This is a genomic window from Hoeflea sp. (assembly GCF_039975035.1).
Lineage (GTDB): Bacteria > Pseudomonadota > Alphaproteobacteria > Rhizobiales > Rhizobiaceae > Hoeflea.
The window spans coordinates 1-20,295 of record NZ_JBDWHW010000048.1 but is presented as its reverse complement, the minus strand read 5'-3'; the positions used below and the strand labels follow the sequence as shown (position 1 = coordinate 20,295).

At 59.9% G+C, this 20,295-nt stretch carries 17 protein-coding genes and 1 pseudogene; 14 read left to right on the top strand and 4 right to left on the bottom strand.

Annotation, left to right across the window (positions count from 1 at the left end; genetic code table 11):
• A pseudogene (locus ABJN75_RS03885) lies at positions 1–1,191 on the bottom strand (hypothetical protein); the annotation flags it as partial.
• 377 nt (positions 1,192–1,568) lie between these two features.
• On the opposite strand from ABJN75_RS03885, the gene ABJN75_RS03880 reads away from it, so the two are divergent.
• The 10 genes from ABJN75_RS03880 (at position 1,569) to ABJN75_RS03835 (ending at position 12,359) form a co-directional block, all read left to right on the top strand.
• A complete protein-coding gene (locus ABJN75_RS03880; protein ID WP_348437042.1) occupies positions 1,569–2,072 on the top strand; it encodes a DUF4405 domain-containing protein in 504 nt (167 codons plus the stop codon).
• A 218-nt stretch (positions 2,073–2,290) separates the two neighbouring features.
• On the top strand, positions 2,291–3,274 hold the full coding sequence (locus ABJN75_RS03875; RefSeq protein ID WP_348437040.1) for a TRAP transporter substrate-binding protein: 984 nt from the start codon (positions 2,291–2,293) through the stop codon (positions 3,272–3,274).
• Between the two features lie 5 nt (positions 3,275–3,279).
• Entirely contained in the window at positions 3,280–3,648 is a 369-nt protein-coding gene (locus tag ABJN75_RS03870) for a cupin domain-containing protein (RefSeq protein WP_348437038.1), read from the top strand.
• Positions 3,649–3,765: 117 nt separating this feature from the next.
• Positions 3,766–4,332 (top strand): TRAP transporter small permease, encoded by a 567-nt coding sequence (locus tag ABJN75_RS03865; RefSeq protein WP_348437036.1) that lies wholly within the window; start codon positions 3,766–3,768, stop codon positions 4,330–4,332.
• Positions 4,329–5,606 (top strand): TRAP transporter large permease, encoded by a 1,278-nt coding sequence (locus tag ABJN75_RS03860; protein WP_348437034.1) that lies wholly within the window; start codon positions 4,329–4,331, stop codon positions 5,604–5,606. The genes ABJN75_RS03865 and ABJN75_RS03860 overlap by 4 nt, the downstream gene beginning before the upstream one ends.
• Before the next feature lie 4 nt (positions 5,607–5,610).
• On the top strand, positions 5,611–6,390 hold the full coding sequence (locus ABJN75_RS03855; protein WP_348437032.1) for an IclR family transcriptional regulator: 780 nt from the start codon (positions 5,611–5,613) through the stop codon (positions 6,388–6,390).
• On the top strand, positions 6,387–8,465 hold the full coding sequence (locus ABJN75_RS03850; RefSeq protein WP_348437030.1) for a hydantoinase/oxoprolinase family protein: 2,079 nt from the start codon (positions 6,387–6,389) through the stop codon (positions 8,463–8,465). The genes ABJN75_RS03855 and ABJN75_RS03850 overlap by 4 nt, the downstream gene beginning before the upstream one ends.
• Entirely contained in the window at positions 8,465–10,012 is a 1,548-nt protein-coding gene (locus ABJN75_RS03845; protein WP_348437028.1) for a hydantoinase B/oxoprolinase family protein, read from the top strand. Before ABJN75_RS03850 ends, ABJN75_RS03845 begins: the two co-directional genes overlap by 1 nt.
• A gap of 4 nt (positions 10,013–10,016) precedes the next feature.
• Positions 10,017–10,796 carry an aldolase/citrate lyase family protein gene (locus ABJN75_RS03840; protein ID WP_348437026.1) on the top strand — a complete coding sequence of 260 codons (780 nt, stop codon included), beginning with the start codon at positions 10,017–10,019 and terminating at the stop codon, positions 10,794–10,796.
• Positions 10,797–10,829: 33 nt separating this feature from the next.
• On the top strand, positions 10,830–12,359 hold the full coding sequence (locus tag ABJN75_RS03835; protein WP_348437024.1) for an AMP-binding protein: 1,530 nt from the start codon (positions 10,830–10,832) through the stop codon (positions 12,357–12,359).
• A gap of 33 nt (positions 12,360–12,392) precedes the next feature.
• On the opposite strand, the gene ABJN75_RS03830 is transcribed toward ABJN75_RS03835, so the two are convergent.
• Both ABJN75_RS03830 and ABJN75_RS03825 read right to left on the bottom strand, forming a co-directional pair.
• Positions 12,393–14,531, bottom strand: coding sequence for an autotransporter domain-containing protein (locus tag ABJN75_RS03830; RefSeq protein ID WP_348437022.1), 2,139 nt, complete (start codon positions 14,529–14,531; stop codon positions 12,393–12,395).
• 320 nt (positions 14,532–14,851) lie between these two features.
• A complete protein-coding gene (locus ABJN75_RS03825; RefSeq protein WP_348437020.1) occupies positions 14,852–15,904 on the bottom strand; it encodes an AI-2E family transporter in 1,053 nt (350 codons plus the stop codon).
• A 267-nt stretch (positions 15,905–16,171) separates the two neighbouring features.
• Between ABJN75_RS03825 and ABJN75_RS03820 the strand changes: the two genes are divergently transcribed.
• From ABJN75_RS03820 to ABJN75_RS03805, 4 genes are all read left to right on the top strand, one after another.
• Positions 16,172–16,447, top strand: a complete 276-nt coding sequence (locus ABJN75_RS03820; RefSeq protein WP_348437018.1) for a hypothetical protein — start codon at positions 16,172–16,174, stop codon at positions 16,445–16,447.
• A gap of 8 nt (positions 16,448–16,455) precedes the next feature.
• Positions 16,456–16,929: a hypothetical protein gene (locus tag ABJN75_RS03815; RefSeq protein ID WP_348437017.1), complete on the top strand. Its 474-nt coding sequence runs from the start codon at positions 16,456–16,458 to the stop codon at positions 16,927–16,929.
• A 172-nt stretch (positions 16,930–17,101) separates the two neighbouring features.
• Positions 17,102–17,338 (top strand): hypothetical protein, encoded by a 237-nt coding sequence (locus ABJN75_RS03810; RefSeq protein WP_348437014.1) that lies wholly within the window; start codon positions 17,102–17,104, stop codon positions 17,336–17,338.
• A gap of 185 nt (positions 17,339–17,523) precedes the next feature.
• Positions 17,524–18,387 carry a 3-hydroxyacyl-CoA dehydrogenase gene (locus ABJN75_RS03805; RefSeq protein ID WP_348437012.1) on the top strand — a complete coding sequence of 288 codons (864 nt, stop codon included), beginning with the start codon at positions 17,524–17,526 and terminating at the stop codon, positions 18,385–18,387.
• A 216-nt stretch (positions 18,388–18,603) separates the two neighbouring features.
• On the opposite strand, the gene ABJN75_RS03800 is transcribed toward ABJN75_RS03805, so the two are convergent.
• On the bottom strand, positions 18,604–20,295 hold a 1,692-nt coding region (locus tag ABJN75_RS03800; RefSeq protein WP_348437010.1), incomplete at its 5' end, for a trimethylamine methyltransferase family protein.

The window sequence follows — 20,295 nt, the reverse complement described above, 5'->3', positions numbered from 1 at the left end:
GTCAAAGCCGCCGGTGCCGCCGCTGCCGCCGATCGACTGCAGTAGTACTGCGTCGGAATTCATGCCTTGCGTCCGGATGCTCGAGCCCGAACCTGCATCGAGTGTTACCGTGGATGCGTTTCCACCATGGGAGCCCGGCTTGCCCTTGGCGGAAAGCCCCGAAGAGCCGCCTATGCTTTGTGCAACAAGGCCATGGGAGAGAGAGCCGGCCGTCGAAATCGCATTGTCGCCGAGTTCGATTCCGACTTCACCGCCCTCGCCGCCGCTCACCGGCCTCGGAGCGCCGTTGTCGAGGTCATAGGTGATGTCGCCGCCGCCAACACTTTGCGCGACGAGTCCGGCTGACCTTTCTCCTGACGTGGAAATGACAGACGCGGCACCGGACGCCTTGGTTTTGAGCGTCAGCGTCACCTTGTCGCCGCTTTTGAGATCGCTGTAGTCTTCGTCCTGCCCTGCCGGACCGCCGAGACTCTGCAACACGACTGCAGCAGAGTCTGCCCCCTTGGTGGTGATGTCGCCCTGATTGACGAGCGTTACACGTCCGCCTTTGCCGCCAATCCCGGCGGGGTATTTGCTGCTGTCGGGATCCGCCTGCCCGCCTTCGCCGCCGTAACTGGCGGCATGAATGCCATAGGTCTGTTCGACGTTGCTGACGATATTGCCGGAGTTGGTGATGACAATCTCACCACCGCTTCCGCCATTGCCTGCCTGTTGCCTGTCGGTATGCCGGCCATACAGGCCTGTGCCTCCTCTGCTGGTTGCCGTGACAACTGCGGATGTGCTGACAATGCCGTCACCGGCGGTATTGGATGTTGTCAGATTGCCGGACTGGTTGATCGTGATGTCACCGCCGGGTCCACCGGGGTGAGGGTATTCCGTGCCTACTGCACCGACCCGGATAGCCGGAGCTCCAATGGCGGTGCCGACACGGATTTCAGTCAGATCGATGGTTGCGGCGTTGTCGAGTTCAGCATCGTCGCCATCGGCCTTGCTGAGCGAAAGAGCCCCGGTGTGATACGTGATGAGGTCAGGATCAGCTTCCTGCGCGCTTGCGCCCGGCGTCTGGGCGGTGACAACTCCCGACGCCACAAAGGCACAGACAGCTGCTGACCGAAGGAGACCTGAAGCCTGCATGCGTTTTGGATTTCGGGGAAGTTTCGCGTGAAGCTGGATACCCGACGCTACGATCATGAAGACAAAACTCCTTGCAAGTGAGAAAAACCTAGGCAGACAAACTTGCGGCGGGCTGGTCAAAAACCCCGTTGCTGGAAACGGGACGCAGATCCGCCCAACGAGCCGCTTGAAGTGCTGTGAAGGCCGGTTGGACGTATTTGCCAGGACACTGGTGGGGACAGCGGCGATCTCGCATTGCGATTCCGGTCGAACCCGGAGCCTGCGCGGCGCCACGCTTGAGGATGGCGTTGTGAAAAGTCCCTTCGCGACCAGTCTTCCGGCTGAGGCGAGGGGGCTCGCTTGCTGAGGCAAGATTACCGATCGTTAAGTTGATCGGCCCGTGAGTTCAGTTCTATCAGGAAGTTGGGGGGGTAAGAAAACTGGAAACTACAGATATGCCTAGCTTGCTTAGCCGTTATGCCACTCCCTTCATCACCGCTTTGTTTCTGGTCTCACTTGTTTCGGGGGTGGCGCTGTTTTTCCATTTTGGGTCCGCCGCCTTCCACGGCATGCATGAATGGCTGTCGATGGTGCTTATCGTGCCGTTCATCCTGCATGTCTGGAAGAACTGGCGGCCGTTCCTGACTTATTTCAAACGCGCGCCGATGCTGATCGCCCTCGTTCTGTCGCTGGTTGGCGGACTGGCTTTCGCCATGCCTGCCATGACCGGTCAGCGAGCTGGCGGATCGCCGCAGCGCGCGGTATTTGAAGCGTTTCAAGGCGGCACGGTCGCAAACATCGCGCCGCTCTTCGGCCATGACCCGCAGAGCCTGACAGCCGTGCTTCGCGACAACGGTCTGACGGTTGCAGGCCCGGACGTGACCATCCGGGAAATCGGCGATACTTCGGAGCAGTCGGCCAATGATGTGATCGGCCAGATTGCCTCGGCGAAACGCTGACTCCTTCTTGGGGTTACGCATGACCGCTGCGCTCGGAGGAACCCGTCCGAGTGATTTGGGCATTGGCCGGCCAGACTTCTCCACTCCAACCTTTCCAATTTGCGACTGAATTGCCCGCAGGCGTGACGCCGCCCTGCGCTGGCTCTTGACATGAAGTCGATACTGTTTCACTCTGCGTTGTAGTGTTTCATTGAGTGAAACAAAATTGGGAGGATGGAATGAAGAAATTGTCTGTTTTTGCAGGGATCGCCATGCTGGTGTTGCCCTCGCTCGCCGGCGCGCAGGAGGTCACCCTGAAAATGGGTCACGCTGCCGCATCGACTCATATTTTCCATACCGGACTGGAGATCTTCTCCAAGAAGGTCGCCGATAAGACCGAAGGCAATGTCAAGATCGAAGTCTATGGCGACCGCCAGCTCGGCGATGACAAGCAATTGCTTGAAGGCATCCAGATCGGCCTGATCGATGGCGCTCTTGTGTCTTCGGCAACGCTGCCGCTGGTGCTGGGGGCCGCGTCTTTCGATGCCCTGCAGCAGCCTTTCACCGTGCCATCCTATGAGCAGCTGTCTGCAGTGCTGAGTTCCGATCTCGGTGATGAACTGCTGGCGACACTCGATGAAAAGAAGATCAAGGGTGTGGGTTTCGTCGATGCCGGCCTTCGCCATTTTCTCTCAAAGGACAAGCCGGTCAAAAGCCTGGCTGATCTCAAGGGGCTGAAGACACGCATCGTGCCGATTCCGTTGCACAAGGCGATCTGGGAAGCCATTGGCGTCAATCCGATCGGCATGGCTTACGGAGAAGTCTATTCCGCACTGGAAACAGGCACCATCGATGCCGTCGAGATCAACGTCTCCTCGATCAAGTCCGAAAGCCTTTACAATGCGGCCAAGCAGGTCACGCTCACCGGTCATTATTTCTGGCCCGGTGTCATCATGATTTCGGGCGCGACCTGGGACAAGATCAGCGACAAGGACAAGGCCGCGATTGAAGAGGCCGGCAAGGAAGCCACCACTGAAGTCTACGCGCTGGCCGCGACTCAGGATGCTCAAACCATCACGTTCCTTGAACAAAACGGCGTGACCATCAACAAGCTCGGCGATCTCGATGATCTCAAGGCTCTGACCTCCCCGGTGGTGACCACCTGGAAGCAAAAGGACCCGTTGATCGCCAAGTTTGACGAAGCCTTCGCAAAGGGCCAGTGACCGATATGGCGTCAACCAAGGTCTATGGCTGGGACAGGCTTCCCCGGGAACAGGTTCGCCAAGGTGTTTCGCGAACCGCCTTTCGCGGCGACAACGCCCTGATGGTGATGAACTGGCTGGAGCCGGGAATGGAGAAGAAACCCCATTCCCATCCGTTCGAGCAACTCGCCTATGTCGTGTCCGGACGTGTCCGGTTCGAGATCGGCGATGACGTGGTCGAGGTCGGGGCAGGGCAGGTTGTCCGCATTCCCCCCGATGTTGTCCATTGCGGTGAAGCCATCGGCGATGAGGTCGCACTCAATCTCGATGTGTTCGCTCCTGCTCGGGAGGATTATCTGCACCTCACCGAATATCAGGAAGCCGATTTCGACTGATATATTGAAACAACCTCCTGTGCCCAAGCAGGAATGGCCCGGCGTTCAGGCGCCGGGTCGCTGGAAAACCGCGCACTGAATGCGCAGTCAATTGGCCACAAATCCGGAGTTGATGTCGTGACAATATCAGCATTTCATCAAGCCTTTCGCGCCGGTCTGAAAGCGCTGCTCGTCGCTTTGATGGCCAGTCTGCTGACGGTCATGACCGCGCAGGTCATCATGCGCTACGGCTTCAATTCCTCGCTGTTGTGGTCGGAGGAACTGTGCCGGTATCTGCTGATCTGGTCGTCGTTTCTGGCCATGATCTTTGCCTATGAACGCGGCGAAATCGCCGCCCTGTCGATTCTGGCCAATGCGCTGCCGCGTGTGCCGGCGCTCTTGCTGGCGATACTCGGCGGCGCGCTTTCGGTGGCCCTGTGCGCTACGCTTGCCTATTACGGCTACATCTATGCCACGCTGGCCGGATCGCAGCCGATCCCGGCGCTCAGCTTCATTCTGGAAGACCTTTTTGGTGCCGCGGCACCGGAAGCGCCGCCGGTGTTCTGGGTCTACGCCGCCCTGCCGTTCGGCATGCTGCTGCTCGCGCTGCGCATCCTCGTCGATATCGTTTTGTACTGCCGGGCCTGGATCGACGGGCGGTCGCTGCAGGATCTTGCCGCGCATGAAGGAGGCCTCAGCCTGTGACGCTCTATCTGCTTTCCTTCCTGGGTTTCATGATCATCGGCATACCGGTGGCCTTCAGCCTTGGACTCTCCTCGATCACCTATCTGATCATCAATGACCAGATGCACCTGCTGATCGGCTTCCCGCAGAAGATGATCGCCGGCATCGACAATTTCGTGTTGCTGACAATCCCGTTCTTCATCCTCGCCGGCAATCTCATGAATTCGGCCGACCTGACCCGACAGATCGTCCGTTTCGCGCAAATGCTGGTGGGCCGGGTTCGCGGCGGCCTGGCGGCGGTCAATGTGGTTGCCAGCATGATGTTCTCCGGCGTCAGCGGCGCGGCCACCGCCGAAGCCTCGGCGATCGGCAGCGTCATGATCCCCGCCATGCGGCGCGACGGCTACAAGCCCGAATACGCAGCCGCCGTCACGGCCGCCGGCTCCATCCTCGGGCCGCTGGTTCCGCCGTCACTGGCGCTCATCCTTTATGGTGTGCTGACCGGAACCTCGATTGCCGATCTGTTTCTCGCCGGCATCGTGCCGGCCTTTGCGCTCTGCGGCAGTCTGCTGGTCTATGTCCTGCTCAAGGCACGGCGGGAGGATCACCCGCTGCCGCCGGTCATACCGGCTGAGGAGCGCCGGTCGCTGGCGGTCAAGGCGCTGCCGGCGCTGCTGTTGCCGGTGATCATCGTCGGCGGTATCCGCAGCGGGGTGTTTACCCCCACCGAGGCCGCCGCCGTCGCCGTTGTCTACGCTCTGGCCGTGGGTCTGCTGCTTTACCGCACACTCAATGCCACCAAGATCGTCGCATCGTTTTACGAGGCGGCCACCATGACCGCCGGTGTGATGCTGATTGTCGCCATGGCCAGCATGACCTCCTTCATTCTCGGCATCGAAAACATACCGCGCGAAATCGCAGCGCAAATGCTCGGGATCAGTTCCTCGCCCTGGGTGCTCATTCTGCTGCTCAATCTTGTGCTGCTGATCCTGGGATTGTTTCTCGAGCCGCTGGCGGCGCTGGTTCTGGTGATGCCGATTCTCAATGAGCTGTTCCCGCTGCTTGGCATCGACCCGGTTCAGTTCGGCGTCATGGTTGTACTCAACCTGATGATCGGGATGATCACCCCGCCCGTCGGCCTGTGCCTTTTCATCGTCTCGGCAATCGGCAAGACGCCGCTTGAGAAAGTGGCAGTCGCAATCCTGCCGATGATCGGGATCTCCCTGACAATCCTCGCTCTGGTCGCCTTTGTCCCGTTTCTGACGTTGACGTTGCCAGGCCTTTTTCCGGGATAATGACATGAAAGACACCAGCAAGATCAACAACCATTCGGCCATCGCCGCGTTCCAGATCATCGAGGAAATGGCGCCGATCCCCGAGGCCGTCCGGGTGACCGATCTGGCCAGGCGGCTCGGCATGCCGCGCGCGAAGGTCTACCGGTATCTGCAGACCCTGTGCAACATCGGCTATGTCCGCCAGGATCCGGTGACCGAACGTTACCGGCTGACCCTCAAGCTGTTCCATGTCGGCCAGGCCATTGCCGACGGCACGCAACTGACCAGCACCGCACGGCCGGTCATGGTGCAATTGCGCGACAAGGTCGGGTTGACCTGCACGCTGTCCATTCCCGAAGATGCCGGTATGCGCGTGGTCGATATCGTGCGTGTGGATTCACCGGTCCAGATTGTCACCAAGCCCGGCGCGCTGCTGTCGTTCCACGCCTCGGCGCAGGGCAAGGTCGCTCTGGCTTTCGGAAATCCGGATCTGCTGTCCGCTCAGCTTGCCTCAGACCATGCGCCGCTGGCCAATGGCAAGGCCTTTGATCCAGACCGGCTGCAAGCTGAAATCCTCCATGCCAGCCAAACCGGCTGGGCGGTCGCTCCCGAAGAAACGCTCAGTGGCCTGAACGCCATTTCGTCGCCGATCTTCGATCTTGAAAACAGCTTTGTCGCCACCATCACCATCGCCGGTTCAATGCAGGATATTCCCGCAGAACCGTCCGCCACCCTATGTGCCGCTGTCACCCAGGCAGCGCGCGCCATTTCCAAAGACTTGGGATGCACGGAGTACCCGACATGACACGATATTCGCTCGCCATCGATATTGGCGGAACCTTCACCGACGCGGTTCTCCTGGCCTCCGATGGCCAGAGCTATGTCGACAAGACCCTGACCACCCATGACAACCTGCTGGAAGGCTTTTTCCGGGGTGTGGATCTGGTGCTGGGCAAGGCTGGCATTGGGCCGGCAGATGTCGATGATGTCATTGTCCATGCCACCACCGTTGTCACCAACGCGCTGATCGAGCGCAAGGGACCGCCGGTGGCGCTGTTGCTGACCGAAGGGTTCCGCGATGTCCTCTATATCCGCGAGGAGCACCGTTATGACATGTACGACCCGCAGATCGAGTTTGCCGAGCCGCTGATCCCGATGGAGCGCACCTTCACCGTGCGCGAACGCACCTTTGCCGACGCCACCGTGGAAACCGCGGTCGACCGGGCCGAAATTCTCGAAATCATCGCCAAATGCCGCCAGGCGGGCATTGTCTCGGTCGCCGTCTGCTTCCTCAATTCCTATCGCAATGGCGCCAACGAGGAAGAGGTCCGGCGCATCTTCGCCGAGGAAGCCCCGGACATCTATGTCTCGCTGTCGAGCATCATCGCGCCGCAGATGCGCGAATACCTGCGCGCCTCGACCGTGGCGATCAATGCCTACACGGTGCCGATCACAAGACCTTACCTGTCGGCGCTGATCACCGAACTCAAGACCCGCGGGTTCTCCCAGCAACCGTTGATCATGCTGTCCAACGGAGGTGTCATCGGTGCTGAGCGGGCGAGTACGATTCCGGTTCGCATGATCGAATCCGGTCCGGCGGCAGGCGCGCTGGTCGCCTGTTATTTCTCCCGTATCTTCGGCATTCCAGACCTGATCTCCTTCGACATGGGCGGCACAACCGCCAAGGCCTGCATCGTTCAGGATCATGAGCCGCTGGTCACCGGCACCTTCGAGGTCGATCGGCGCTACCGGTTCAAGCCGGGCAGTGGCATGCCGATCACCGTGCCGTCGATCGACATGATCGAGATCGGGGCCGGCGGCGGCTCCATCGCCTCGGTTGATGATCTCGGTCTCCTCAAGATCGGTCCTGAAAGTGCTGGTTCCATGCCAGGGCCTGCCTGTTATGGCCGCGGCGGGGCAGACCCTTGCGTCACCGACGCCGATGTCGTGCTCGGCATTCTCGATCCACAGCGCTTCCTCGGCGGCGACATGCAGCTTGATACCGCAGCGGCCGAGAAGGCGCTGGATGATCTCGGCGCCAAGCTTGGCTTGCCACGCTCCCAGGCTGCCTGGGGCGTGTTCGAAGTTGTCTGCGAACAGATGGCGGCGGCAACCCGTACCCATGCCACCGAGCGCGGGATTGACTATCGCGGTCTGCCGCTGCTGGCTTTTGGCGGCGCCGGTCCGGTGCATGCCTGCATGGTTGCCGAACTGACCGAAAGCACCAAGGTCATCTATCCGCCGCTGGCAAGCGTGCTGTCGGCCTTCGGAACGCTGGTGACCCCGGCGCAGATCGATCTGGTCCGCAGCCTGGTGTCGCCTCTGGCCAACCTGGACTGGGCCGCGGTCGACGCGGTTCTGGCCAGCATGACCAATGAAGGCGGAGACGCGCTGCGCGAAGCCGGTATTCCCGACGGTGAAGCCCGTTTCGCCTATGCGGTGGAGATGCGCTATTCCGGCCAGCAGTCGGAAGTCCGGATCAATTTGCCCGCTGATGTGATTTCATCGCGTGACAGCAAACGCATCGAGGATCTGTTCGAGACTGAATACAACCGTCAATACGGGCTCAAACTCAGCGGAATGAGCATCGAGATCGTCAACTGGCTGGTCACGGCCGGCGGGTCCCCTGCTGACAGACCGGGAGCCCGCCAGGCCAACGCCGGGATTGAGCGCAAGGCGGAAAGCCGCAATGTGTTCATCGGCGGCAAGCCCCGGTCTGTCCCGGTTCACCAACGCTCGATGATCACGGCGGACGATGCAATAGCCGGTCCCGTCATCATCGAAGAACGCGAAACAACAATCTTCATACTCGAAAACTGGGTCGCGACCCTGCATGCCAGTGGCAGCATTGTTGCCGATAAGACAAAGGGAGCAATGTGATGGACGGCGTCGAACTTCAGATCCTGTGGAGCAATCTCATCGGTATCGTCAGCGAGCAGGCGAGAGCCTTGCAGCGCATCGCCTTCAGCCCGATCGTGCGCGAGGCGGGCGATCTCGCCAACGGCCTGTTTGATGAAAAAGCCCGCATGGTGGCCCAGGCGGTCACCGGCACGCCGGGCCATATCAACTCCCTGGCCGCCGCCGCGCGCAACCTGCTCGAACACACCGACATGGACAAACTCCGTCCCGGCGATGTGCTGATCACCAATGATCCCTGGATGTCGGCCGGCCATTTCTTCGACATCACCATCATCTCGCCGATTTTCCGCAATGGCCGGATCATCGCCTATGCCGGTTCGACCATCCACCATTCGGATATCGGCGGCTACGGCATCGGCTCCGGTGCCCGCGACATCCACGAGGAAGGTCTCTGGATTCCGGTAATGAAGCTGTATGAGGAAGGCAAACCCAACGAATCGCTGTTTTCCATCATCAAGCGCAACGTGCGCACCCCCGACGCACTGATGGGAGATCTGGGCGCGCAGGTGTCCAGCGGCATGATCGCATCGGAACGCCTCAATGCGCTGTGCGACCGCTACGGGCTCGATGACATTTCGACGCTGTCGGAAGAAATCATCGCGCGCTCGGAAAAAGCGACACGCGACGCCATCGCCAAGCTTCCGGCGGGAACCTGGCACGGGGCCTCGAAATTCGACGTGCCGGGCGGCGAGGTGATCGACCTCAAGACCGCCGTGACCGTGGATCCGGAAGCTGGCGAAATCACCATCGATTTCGAGGGATCGTCCGGCCCAAGCGCCATGGGCATCAATGTGGTGCCGGCCTACACCCACGCTTATGCGACATTTGCCATCCGCTCGACGCTCAACCCCGACTTGCCCAACAATGCCGGCTCATTGGCGCCGATCAAACTCAAGCTGCCGGATGAATGCGTGGTTAATGCACGCTATCCGTCGCCGGTCAACGCCCGGCATGTGGTCGGCATGTATGTGCCGTTCCCGATCCTCAAGGCGCTGGCACAGATCCTGCCCGATGCCGTCGTTGCCGAAGGGTCGGGCGCGGTCTGGACAATCCAGATCCAGGGCAAGGATGCCACCGGCAAGCCGTTCACCAGTTCCATGTTCAACTATTCGGGAGGCATGGGCGCACGCGCGCATAAGCCGGGCCTCTCGGCGATTTGCTATCCCACCGGCGTGTCAGCGGTTCCGGTCGAGGTGCTCGAAGCCTCCTATCCGATTGCCTTTACCTGCAAGGAGCTTGAACGCGGCACCGGCGGCACCGGCCGTCAACCCGGTGGCGACGGACAACGTATCGGCTACCGGATGCGCACCAATTCGCGCTGGCTGCTCAACACCATCCCAAGCCGGCTCTCCCATGGCCCCGAAGGCGTCTTCGGCGGCGGCGACGGTGCTGCGGGCAAATTCCAGATCAATGGCGAAGATGTTGTCGATACCCGCAAGCGCGAAATGAACCCGGATGACGAGGTGTTCATGATTACGCCTGGCGGCGGCGGTTTCGGGGAGGTCTGATCCGATGCCCGCTCGCACAGCCTTCGCAACCAAGCTGCGTGCCCGCACGCCGCTGATCGGCACGTTTGTCAAGCTTCGCGACCCGTCCGTGATCGAAATGCTGGGCCTGTGCGGGTTTGACTTCGTGGTCATCGATGCCGAGCACGCTCCATTCGATCGCCAAGCCCTGGCAATCGCCGTGTTGGCGGCGCGTGCTGCGGGTGTGGCAGCCCTTGTTCGCGTTCCCGAGGCGGATGGGACCTGGATCTCCGCAGCGCTTGATTGCGGGGCAGCCGGGATCCTGGCACCCCAGGTGGCCAGCGCCGCTATGGCGGAATATCTGGTCCGCCGGGTCAGCTATGGCTCGGAGCGGGGCTTCTCGCCCTCGACGGCCGCAGCGGGCTATGGCACGCGCGGCATCGAAAACCATCTGCAAAGCCAGCCAGGGGAAACCGTGCTGATTTGTCAGATTGAAGACCGCTCCGCGGTTGCCCTGGCAGCGGAAATTGCGGCGGTCACCGGTGTCGACGGTCTGCTGGTCGGCCCGGTTGATCTTGCGGTTTCCGAAGGTCTCACCAACCCCTCCGACCCTGCCATAGAGGCATTGGGAGTGCAGGTGATTTCGGCTGCGCGCTCGGCTGGCATCGCGGGCGGCATGTTCATTTCGGATCCGGCGGCAATAACACGGTGGACCGCCTGCGGGGCTTCGCTTTTTGTACTTGGCTCCGACCAGTCTTTTCTGATGCAATCGGCGCAAGCCGGGGTTGCTGCCGCCCGCCAGCGGCTTTCCGGCGGCAATAGCTGAAATGGCGAACCGGCGGCACTGTGGAGATGCAAGATGAACCTGGCAGAATGGCTCGTGCGCACGGCCAGGAGACAACCCGATACGCCGGCACTTCTGTCCGGTGAGAATCTGGTTGCGACCTACGCAGAGTTCGCTTTGCACGCGGCACAAATCGGCGCATTGCTGCGCAAGCGCCACCAGGTGCAGCCCGGCGACCGCGTCGCCATCTTCATGAAAAACAGCCCGGCCTATCTCGAGCTGCTTTACGGTATCTGGTTCTGTGGCGCGGTCGCGGTCCCGATCAATGCCAAGCTTCATGTCCGCGAGGCCGCCTATATCATCGAGGATTCCCAAAGCCGGGCAGTGTTCGTTTCCGGGGCAGGCGAGCTTCCCGGCCTGCTGCCTTCCGACTGCGCGCTGCACGACCTTGAAACCGAGCCCGCGTTCGAACCGGGGGACGAAGCGCTAAGCGAGCCGGTCGGCCGTCACGCCGACGATCTGGCCTGGCTGTTCTATACCTCGGGCACCACCGGCAAGCCGAAAGGCGTGATGCTGACCAACGCCAACCTGCACGCCATGACCTATGCCTATTTTGTCGATGTCGATGACGTGCTGCCTGAGGATGCGGCGGTCTACGCGGCGCCTCTGTCGCATGGTGCGGGGCTTTACAATTTCATGCATGTGCTGCGCGGCAGCCGCCATGTCATCCCCGCCTCGGGCGGGTTCGATGCCGGGGAGTTGTGCGCACTCGCGCCAAGGCTCGGGAACGTGACGATGTTTGCCGCCCCGACCATGATCAGCCGGCTTCTGGGGGCAGCACGGCAATCCGGCTATGCGGGAGAGGGCCTGCGCACCATCGTTTATGGCGGCGGTCCGATGTATCTTGCCGACATCGAGGCGGCGACGGCCCAGTTTGGCGCCCGCTTTGTCCAGATCTACGGTCAGGGTGAATGCCCGATGACGCTGACGGCACTTCCGCGCGGCGATATCATGGGCCGCCAGCACCCGCGCTGGCGTGAGCGTCTTGCCTCGGTTGGCACGGCGCAATCCTGTGTTCGCATCCGCATCGTCGCTCCCGATGGCAAGGATCAGCCCACCGGAGAAATCGGCGAGATCATCGCATCCGGGTCTCCGGTGATGAAAGGTTACTGGAACAATCCCGATGCCACCGCCCAGAGCATCAGGGATGGCTGGCTCTGGACTGGCGACATGGGCTCTCTTGACGAAGATGGCTATTTGACGTTGCGCGACCGTTCCAAGGATGTGATCATTTCCGGCGGTACCAACATCTATCCGCGCGAGGTCGAGGAAGCGCTGCTCACCCACCCTGCTGTCGCCGAAGTTTCAGTCATTGGCCGGCCAAGCGCCGAATGGGGGGAGGAGGTCGTGGCCGTCGTGGTTCCTGCCGGACCCGAAGCCCCTGCGGCATCGGGGCTTGACGCCCATTGCCGCACCCAGATAGCAAGTTTCAAACGCCCCAAGGCATACATCTTTCAAACCGAGCTGCCCAAGAACAACTACGGCAAGGTGCTCAAGACCGAGCTGCGGATCCGTTTTCAGACCTCTGACAGCTCCGACACTTGATCCGTCTACCGGCGCCGCGCGTTCTCAAGCGCTCTAGAATGTGGTGCGCACGCTCGCACCGACCCAGGCGTTTGACGTTTCGCTGGAACTTGTGACATTGCCCACAATCGAGAAGGTCGCATCGCCAAACTTTGCTTCGACACCGAGACCGGCACGCGCCCAGTCCTGTTGGTAAGCGGCTGTCGCCAGGTTGAACGCACCGAGGCCAATGACCTGGCCGGTGATGTTGCTGCCCGCCGTTTCGAAACGGTGCACAGCCTCCAGGGTGCCAATCAGGCTGACGGTCTCGCTGACCGGCACACGCGCATCAAACCCGATACGGGCTTGGGTTGTGCTGTCACACAATTTGTTGAAACGCGCCGAAAAAGCCCCACCGGTTTCAGTGTAGCCGTCCATGCAGCCACGTGCGTAGGACCCTTCCACATAGGGCGAGACATACGGCAGCATATTCTCCCATTGCAACCGGCCGCGGATGCCGAATCCCGAAAGGTCTGTCTTGCCTGTGGAACCCGAAACCAGACCGCCATTGGCGATGTAGTTGCGCGTAATATCGGCGCTGCCGAGCACTGCGGTGCCAGTGAGCACGCCCCAGATGCCGCCGCTGTCGGTGGCATGTAGCTGCCCGATGCTTTCAAGCTTGGCATAGGTGCTCAAAACCTTGGTTGTGCCTCCAAATGCGGAATTCTGGGTGTTGCCTGCAACGCCGATGGCGCCGTTGATCTGGATCGAGCCAAAATTGCGCCCAACGCCGATTTCCCCGAGAGCAACCGCCCCGTCGGGCGCCCCGTGATCGTCACGCCCCAGATCTCCGTTGATCCAGGCGATATTGCGCTCTGCCGGCGCACGCCGGTCCAGCGGACGGCTTCCAGCTCCGTTCAACAAGAGACCAAGGCTGTTTATCGTCGTCGCGTTCGTGGCTGCCGCATTGCCCAGTGTCCCGTTCAGATCGGTCAAGGTGATAAGGCCCATGCCGACACCGCCACCTTCGGTGCCTCCATCGACGGTGCCGCCATCATCAGGGCCATTGTCAACGGTGTCGTCATCGACCGTACCCTCCCCATCGGGCACATCGGTGCCGTAGCTGCAGGTTGAAGGTCCCGTGCCGTTGCCACGGGCTATGTAGAGGTCAGACCGGAGGAACGGACCGAAACCCGCCGGGAAAGTTCCACCAACCACCACGCTGCCGTCGCAATTGGTCGCACGCGCGGTGTAGGTGCTGCCGTCAAGAATTGTCACGCCGCTCGTGCGCAACCATTGCTCGACGCTGACAAGGCCGCTGGCCTCGTCCCAGCGGAAGCCGGAGGGTCTGCCGGGGTCGGCAATGTCACCGACCAGAACGTGCCCGTTTCCGGATACTCCGTAAGCGATTGACCCGCGATCTGTCTGGCCGAGTGTCGAGACAACGCCATCAACCCAGCGCACTGCCACCTGGCGATTGTCCATCTGGGAGCTGCCGCCGATTACCCTGCCGTTGTAGGAGACATCGAGAGCATTGGAGCTACCGCCGGCAAGGGTCGGCAGCGCCACCATGCCTGTCCCGTCGGTCCAGGAAAAGGCGCGCGAAATCGTCGGAGCGTTGAAGCCCGAGGAAATGCCGACAGCGAGAGCACCGTCACCCGATGTCGCGTACGTAGACGCCGAGACTTCATCTCCATCAAGTTGCCCCAGGCTCTGCATGCCGTCAGCGCCCGTCCAGCGCATGGCGCGCAATCGCCCGCCGTCATCGTAAGAAGCACCGACAATGACATTTCCATCGGCCGAAATGCCAAGGCTGCTCGAAGTGTTGGAACCCAGAGAACCAAGGTCCTGAAATCCGCCGGTAGCGGTCCAGCGATAGGCCCGGTTGCCGATGATGCTGGAGCCAAGGGTGGTATGGCTCGCGCTGCCAGTGGCAACTGAACCGTCGCCTGAAAGGTCTTGCGTGTCGAGTTTGAACAAAATGCCGCGCGGGACGCCGCCGAGCGGGGTGAACCCGGTGGCTTCGGTCCAGACCATCGCGTGACTGGTGGATCCGCCGTCCAGCGGATCCGTATTGCCGATCACCACCGACCCGTTATCGGAAACGCCTGTGCCTTTCACCCTGGAACCGGTATTCAGATAATCTTGTGCACTTGCGGACACAACAATCAGGCAGGCGGTACCCAGCGCCGTCGCGCTCAGTAATGTTTTCAAGCAAGGTGATGTCATCAATGTTCCCCCATCCGGATTTTTCATCCGAATTGTGCGCATTGTGACACTTTACTGGGGCTGTGCAGGTCATTCTATCACCTGACCGGGTGAGAAGCCTATGATTGCTATAAGAAAGCAATATTCAACTGAAGCGCAGAACCGGTGTTGGATGTGGTTTGCCGGCGTTTCCGCTCGATCCTGCCATTGGAGTTTATCGCTTCATTTGCCATTTATAACTTCAGGATCCGCTAAATACATTGCCGGGCGGGCTGCGAACTGGTTCGCAAGCGGGGAAGATGCCGGCATGAGTGATTTGATTTGGTTTACTGATCAGGTTCGCTGGCGAAAAGCGACCAAACCGAAATGAACATCGCCGCAATCAGCGGGCCGACAATGAAACCGTTGATTCCGAACAGGGCCATTCCGCCGACCGTCGATACCAACACGACATAATCTGGCAGTTTTGCATCCTTGCCGACGAGTGGAGGCCGCAGCAAATTGTCGATCAGACCGATGATCAGCAACCCGACAAGCACCAGGATCACGCCTTTCAGCCATGCACCGCTGAATATCAGAACCAGGGCGGCCGGGCCCCAGACAAATGCGGCGCCAATCGCAGGCAACATGGAAAAGAAGGTCATGACCACCCCCCACAGCAATGCTGCCTCGATTCCCAACGCCCAGAATGTCACGCCACCGATTGTCCCCTGGATAATCGCGATGATGATGTTGCCCCTCACCGTGGCGTTGATGACGGATGTGAATTTCTCCAGAAACTGGCTCGAATAGTCATCGCTGAGCGGCAGCGCTTTCCGGATCGTTGCCACCAGTTTCTCTCCGTCGCGAAACAGGAAGAAGAGCAGATACAGCATCACACCCGAACCGATGAAAAAGCTCAGAGTGGTTTCGCCGACATTGACCACGCGGCCCGCCATCGACTGGCTGGCTTGCACCAGCGCTCCGGAAAACTTGTCCCGCAGGTCGGGAAAATTGCCCAGTTTGATCGGTGTCCACTGTTCGATGAAGCTTGGCACAGCACTCGTGATCTGCGCTACGCGACCACGCAGATCGAACTCCTCGCTGCTGACCTGCTGGTAGAGGCTGGTACCCTCCTGCGCGATGGAGGCAAGGATGATCAGCACCGGAACAATCACCAGACAAATGCACATGACAACGCTCATGAGAGCCGCCACCCCCTGTCGGCCGTTCAGGCGACGAACAAGAAACAGCTGAACCGGATGAAACACGATGGCCAGGATGACTGCCCACAAAATCGCCGTGTAAAACGGAAGCAACAGCAGGCTGAAAGCGACCGTCACCAGCGCCAGCAGCAGATAGAAGCTGGCGCGCTGAACTGAAGTTTTATGCGGTTCCATCACGGATCTTTCACAACATGGAGCTGTTACATCGGAGAAAATTTCATCCTGATTGAGCCAATGTGTAGCCGAGGCGTCACGATTGTCCACACTATCAGCCTGTTGCGCCTCAAGGCAGTCCGGATCGCCAGTCATGGCTTGCGGATTACAGGTGCTTCTCCCTTGTGTAGCTCACTCCAAATTCAAGACAGCGAAATGCGATAGATCAATCTCCAGACGATGCATTTGTTTATAATCCGGAACTGAATTGAGATTTGGGGACAAAGCATGAAGCAGCCCACTCTGAGAGAAGAAATCGCCGGTCTTCGGGCAGAAGTCGAACAACTGCGTCGCAGTTCCGCTCCACCCGGCATAACTCCCGATCCGCCCGATCCGGAACCCGATGAGCAAACCGGCGATGTCGCAAAGCTGCTCGGAGAGCTGGGTGATCTGGTTCAGAGCATGCTCGACGAGGCGGAAGAGAGCTTCACCGAACATCCCGTAGCATCGGTATCCGCCGCCCTGGCGCTCGGCATCGTCATCGGTCGCCTAACAGCAAAGTGATGTCAAACATGTCAGTTCATTCAATCGCCCGCATACTCCGTCTCTATCTTCGTTCCGAATTGCTGGTCGGCGAAATCCGCCTGAAGGTGCAGCTGCGAAAGCTCTCGCTCCTGTTTTTCGCAGCCCTGATCGTTCTGATGGCGCTGGTTTTCCTCAACATCGCTGCTTACCAGTTGATGCTCGCCAGCTGGGGTCCGATCAAGGCGCCATTCATTCTGGCCATCGCCAATATCCTGCTGGCAATCATCCTCGTTGTCATTGCGGCCTTTTCCAGACCCGGTCCGGATCTGGCTGCGGCCAGAGAACTGCGCGACCTGACGTCCGCAACGCTGGAAAGCGAGTTGAAATCCAATCCGGCAACCGCTGCACTGGGCAGCATGGCCGGCATCAACGGGCTCAATGGCTGGGACAGTGCCAGGTTCCTGGTGCCGATCATCTCCTCGATCATCCGCAGTCTGCGCCGTCGTAAGGCGGGGTCGTGACCATGAAATCCCCTGGCTTGCGGCTTGTCGGCTCTCCACTGCCAGCACGGATGAAAGCTTCACCATAACTGGCAAGCAAACAATCCCGTTCCGACGCCAAACCAATCTCCCAAAAACCCCAACCAATCTCCCAGAAACCCCAACCAATCTCCCAGAAACAAGGAAAAATTCCATGTCCGATATCAAGAAGATGACCGAGGATCTCAAGCAAAATTATGACGAGATCAAGCTCAAGGTGCATCTCGGTTCAAAAGAGGCTCAAGACGAATGGACTGAGCTCCAGGAGCGCTGGCATCACTTTGAAAGCCAGGCCAACCTGAAAAAGAGCAAGGAAGATCTCGGCGATGCCTTCGAGATCCTCGGGGCGGAACTCAAGGACGCTTTCGGCCGTATCCGCAAGGCACTTTGACATCATCAGATGGCGCCGAAGCTCTTCGTGACGGGTAAGCTCGGGTTTCATCAGGCTGTGTCAGCTCGAATGCCCGCCGTTCGATCTGTGTGGCTGAGCCATGGGGATCACCTCTGGCCAAATTGCTGATTTGGGGCAGGTCGCGACGGCAGTGAAAACGACATGAATGAAAGGAAACAATGGTTATGACAGGAATCAAGAAAGTTACGGTTCTGGGCACGGGCGTGCTGGGAAGCCAGATTGCATTCCAGACCGCCTATAGCGGATTCGACGTATCGGTCTACGACATCAGCCCGGATATTCTCGATCAGGCGCGCAAACGGTTCGCGGAACTTGCCGCCATCTACGAGAAGGAAGTTCCAGGCGCGACGGGAGGCAAGGCTGCCCAAACGGTTGGTCGCATTGCGCTTTATTCCGACCTTGCCGAGGCGGTTGCTGATGCCGACCTGGTGATCGAAGCTGCTCCCGAAGTTCTGAAGATCAAGCGTGAAATCTATGAAAAACTGGGGCAAATCGCGCCAGCCAAGACCATCTTCGCGACCAATTCGTCGACGCTGTTGCCCAGCGAGATCAAGGATTTTACCGGTCGTCCCGGCCGCTTCGTGGCCCTGCATTTCGCCAACAGCATCTGGAAATTCAACACCGCCGAAGTGATGGGCACAGCCGACACCGATCCGGCCATTTTCGATGCCGTGGTCGGCTTCGCAAGCGACATCGGCATGGTGCCGATCCCGATCCGCAAGGAAAAGGCGGGCTATGTCCTCAACTCTCTTCTGGTTCCATTCCTGAACGCAGCAGCCGATCTTGCTGCCGGCGGTTATGCCGAACCCGAGGACGTCGACAAGGTCTGGCGGATCGCGACCGGGGCGCCGATGGGGCCGTTCCAGATCTACGATATCATTGGCCTCAACACACCCTACAACATTCTCTCCAATGGCGACGCGCACGCGCAGAAAATCGCTGCCTGGATGAAAGAAAACTACATCGACAAGGGCAAGCTCGGTGTTTCCACAGGTGCGGGCTTTTATACCTATCCGAAACCGGATTGAGCCAGCGACTCACCGACAGCGCATTCGGCAGGTCGCGTTGTGTTGATTTCCGCATTCCCCGGACGATGCGCTGACGGCCTCTGATGTTGCCGAAGTCTCGACGTACAAAGGGCCGGCTTGACTGCCGGCCCAATGCTGATCTGTCGGCATCAAGTTTCGCCGTTGTACGGCTTTCCCGGAACAGCCATTCCTACATCGCACAGCACTTTCGGGGCCCTAATCTTCGGGCAGAGCCCCGCCGTCTGCTGTCTTGTCCGCGATGAATTGGGCCAATCGTGCTTGCGCGCCTTCGGCGGTGGGCGGCGGAGTGTAGCTGGCGAGTTTTTCTTGCCAGATGGCGGTGGCGCGCTGGTCTGCGCTGAGAGCTCCCGCGTCGGTCCACGCACCATGATTTCTCAAATCGGCAACGAGCGGTTGGTAGAAGGCGTCCTTGTAGCGGCTCATCGTGTGTTGAGTTGCGAAGAAATGGCCACCGGGCGTCACCTCGGCGATGCTGTCATATCCGATGTCATCGGCACTCGCCGGAGATGGTCGGGCGAGATGGGCGAAGGATTGAAGGGCCTCGACATCCAGAATGAATTTCTCATATCCGAACGTCAGCCCGCCTTCGAGCCATCCCGCCGCGTGCAGCGTCAAGGTGGCCTGGGCAAGCACCGCGCCCCAAAGTGCCATCGTGGTTTCCTGCACGCCCTGACCATCGGCAAGATTTGAAGATGCGCCGGCTGCCGAGCGCCACGGCAGGCCGATCAAACGTGCAAGCTGGCCGGAACCGAGGCTGGCGCGAATATGTTCCGGAGTGCCAAAGGCCGGCGAGCCGGACTTCATATCGACGTTCGAAGCAAAGCCGCCATAGGACACCGGCGCGCCCGGACGGGCCAATTGTGCAAGTGTAATGCCTGCCAGCGCCTCGGCGTGCTGGAGTGCCAGCGCTCCCGATATGGTAACCGGCGCCATCGCTCCGGCAAGGCAGAAAGGCGTGATCACAGACATCTGACCGGCGCGGGCAAAGTCGATGATGGCGCGTGCCATCGGGATATCCAGCTGACGCGGCGAGTTGGAGTTGATGATGGTGATAGCCCAGACGCCGTTTTCAAACTCGGCTTCGTCAATCTGGTGCGCCAGGCGGATCATCTCGAACGATTCCAGGGTCTGGGCGCGGCCCCGCGCATAGACGAACAGCGGCTTGTCTCCGAGGGTGAGCTGGCCTTCCATCATGGCGTAGTGGCGCAGGTTGACCGGCACGTCTTGCGGTTCCGCCGAAGGGCCATGCACGTGAATCACATCGAAGGATTGCTGAAGTTTCAGCGTTTCGCGATACTCAACCAGGCTGCCGGGCCTGCGGCCACGGGTACGGTCAAAGACGTTGGGACACCCCGATCCCGCCTCAAACAGCATGGAACCGGGAGCAAAAGTCTGCTCGCGCATCGAGTTGGCCGCGCGCAGGCGGAAGGATTTGGGGGCGGCAGCCAAAGCGGCCTCCACCATGTCGCGGCCAATGCAGACCATCATGGTCTCGTCATCGACCAGCGCACCACCTGATTTCAGGATGGTTCTGGCTTCGTCCAGCAGTACCCGTATCCCAAGATTTTCAAGGATGCGCAGGGCGGTGTCATGGATCGCGGCGATTTCATCTTCGGAGAAACCGGGCTGTGGATTGAAGGCGTTCTGCAAGTGGGTATATGCAGTGTGGGGAGGGGAAACCTTGCGCGATACACCGCCCTTCCGGCCGCCGCGACGTTGATGTTCAGTCACTTCGACTCCTGCTTTGTTTAGAGTCCCCGTTAGGGGATCCGTAAACCCCTCGCCTTTAGGCGACGGGATGCAGTAGCATCCTTGGATGCAATTCAACAAACGTGGGAGCCATACTGTTTGGGACTGCAAGTACCATTTGGTTTGGACGACGAAGTA

Bases quoted from the DNA above. Each gene is read 5' to 3' on its own strand.
- ABJN75_RS03845 (WP_348437028.1), top strand. From the start codon at position 8,465: ATGGACGGCGTCGAACTTCAGATCCTGTGGAGCAATCTCATCGGTATC.
- ABJN75_RS03855 (WP_348437032.1), top strand. From the start codon at position 5,611: ATGAAAGACACCAGCAAGATCAACAACCATTCGGCCATCGCCGCGTTC.
- ABJN75_RS03805 (WP_348437012.1), top strand. From the start codon at position 17,524: ATGACAGGAATCAAGAAAGTTACGGTTCTGGGCACGGGCGTGCTGGGA.
- ABJN75_RS03820 (WP_348437018.1), top strand. From the start codon at position 16,172: ATGAAGCAGCCCACTCTGAGAGAAGAAATCGCCGGTCTTCGGGCAGAA.
- ABJN75_RS03880 (WP_348437042.1), top strand. From the start codon at position 1,569: ATGCCTAGCTTGCTTAGCCGTTATGCCACTCCCTTCATCACCGCTTTG.
- ABJN75_RS03825 (WP_348437020.1), bottom strand. From the start codon at position 15,904: ATGGAACCGCATAAAACTTCAGTTCAGCGCGCCAGCTTCTATCTGCTG.
- ABJN75_RS03835 (WP_348437024.1), top strand. From the start codon at position 10,830: ATGAACCTGGCAGAATGGCTCGTGCGCACGGCCAGGAGACAACCCGAT.
- ABJN75_RS03875 (WP_348437040.1), top strand. From the start codon at position 2,291: ATGAAGAAATTGTCTGTTTTTGCAGGGATCGCCATGCTGGTGTTGCCC.
- ABJN75_RS03870 (WP_348437038.1), top strand. From the start codon at position 3,280: ATGGCGTCAACCAAGGTCTATGGCTGGGACAGGCTTCCCCGGGAACAG.
- ABJN75_RS03815 (WP_348437017.1), top strand. From the start codon at position 16,456: ATGTCAGTTCATTCAATCGCCCGCATACTCCGTCTCTATCTTCGTTCC.
- ABJN75_RS03810 (WP_348437014.1), top strand. From the start codon at position 17,102: ATGTCCGATATCAAGAAGATGACCGAGGATCTCAAGCAAAATTATGAC.
- ABJN75_RS03840 (WP_348437026.1), top strand. From the start codon at position 10,017: ATGCCCGCTCGCACAGCCTTCGCAACCAAGCTGCGTGCCCGCACGCCG.
- ABJN75_RS03850 (WP_348437030.1), top strand. From the start codon at position 6,387: ATGACACGATATTCGCTCGCCATCGATATTGGCGGAACCTTCACCGAC.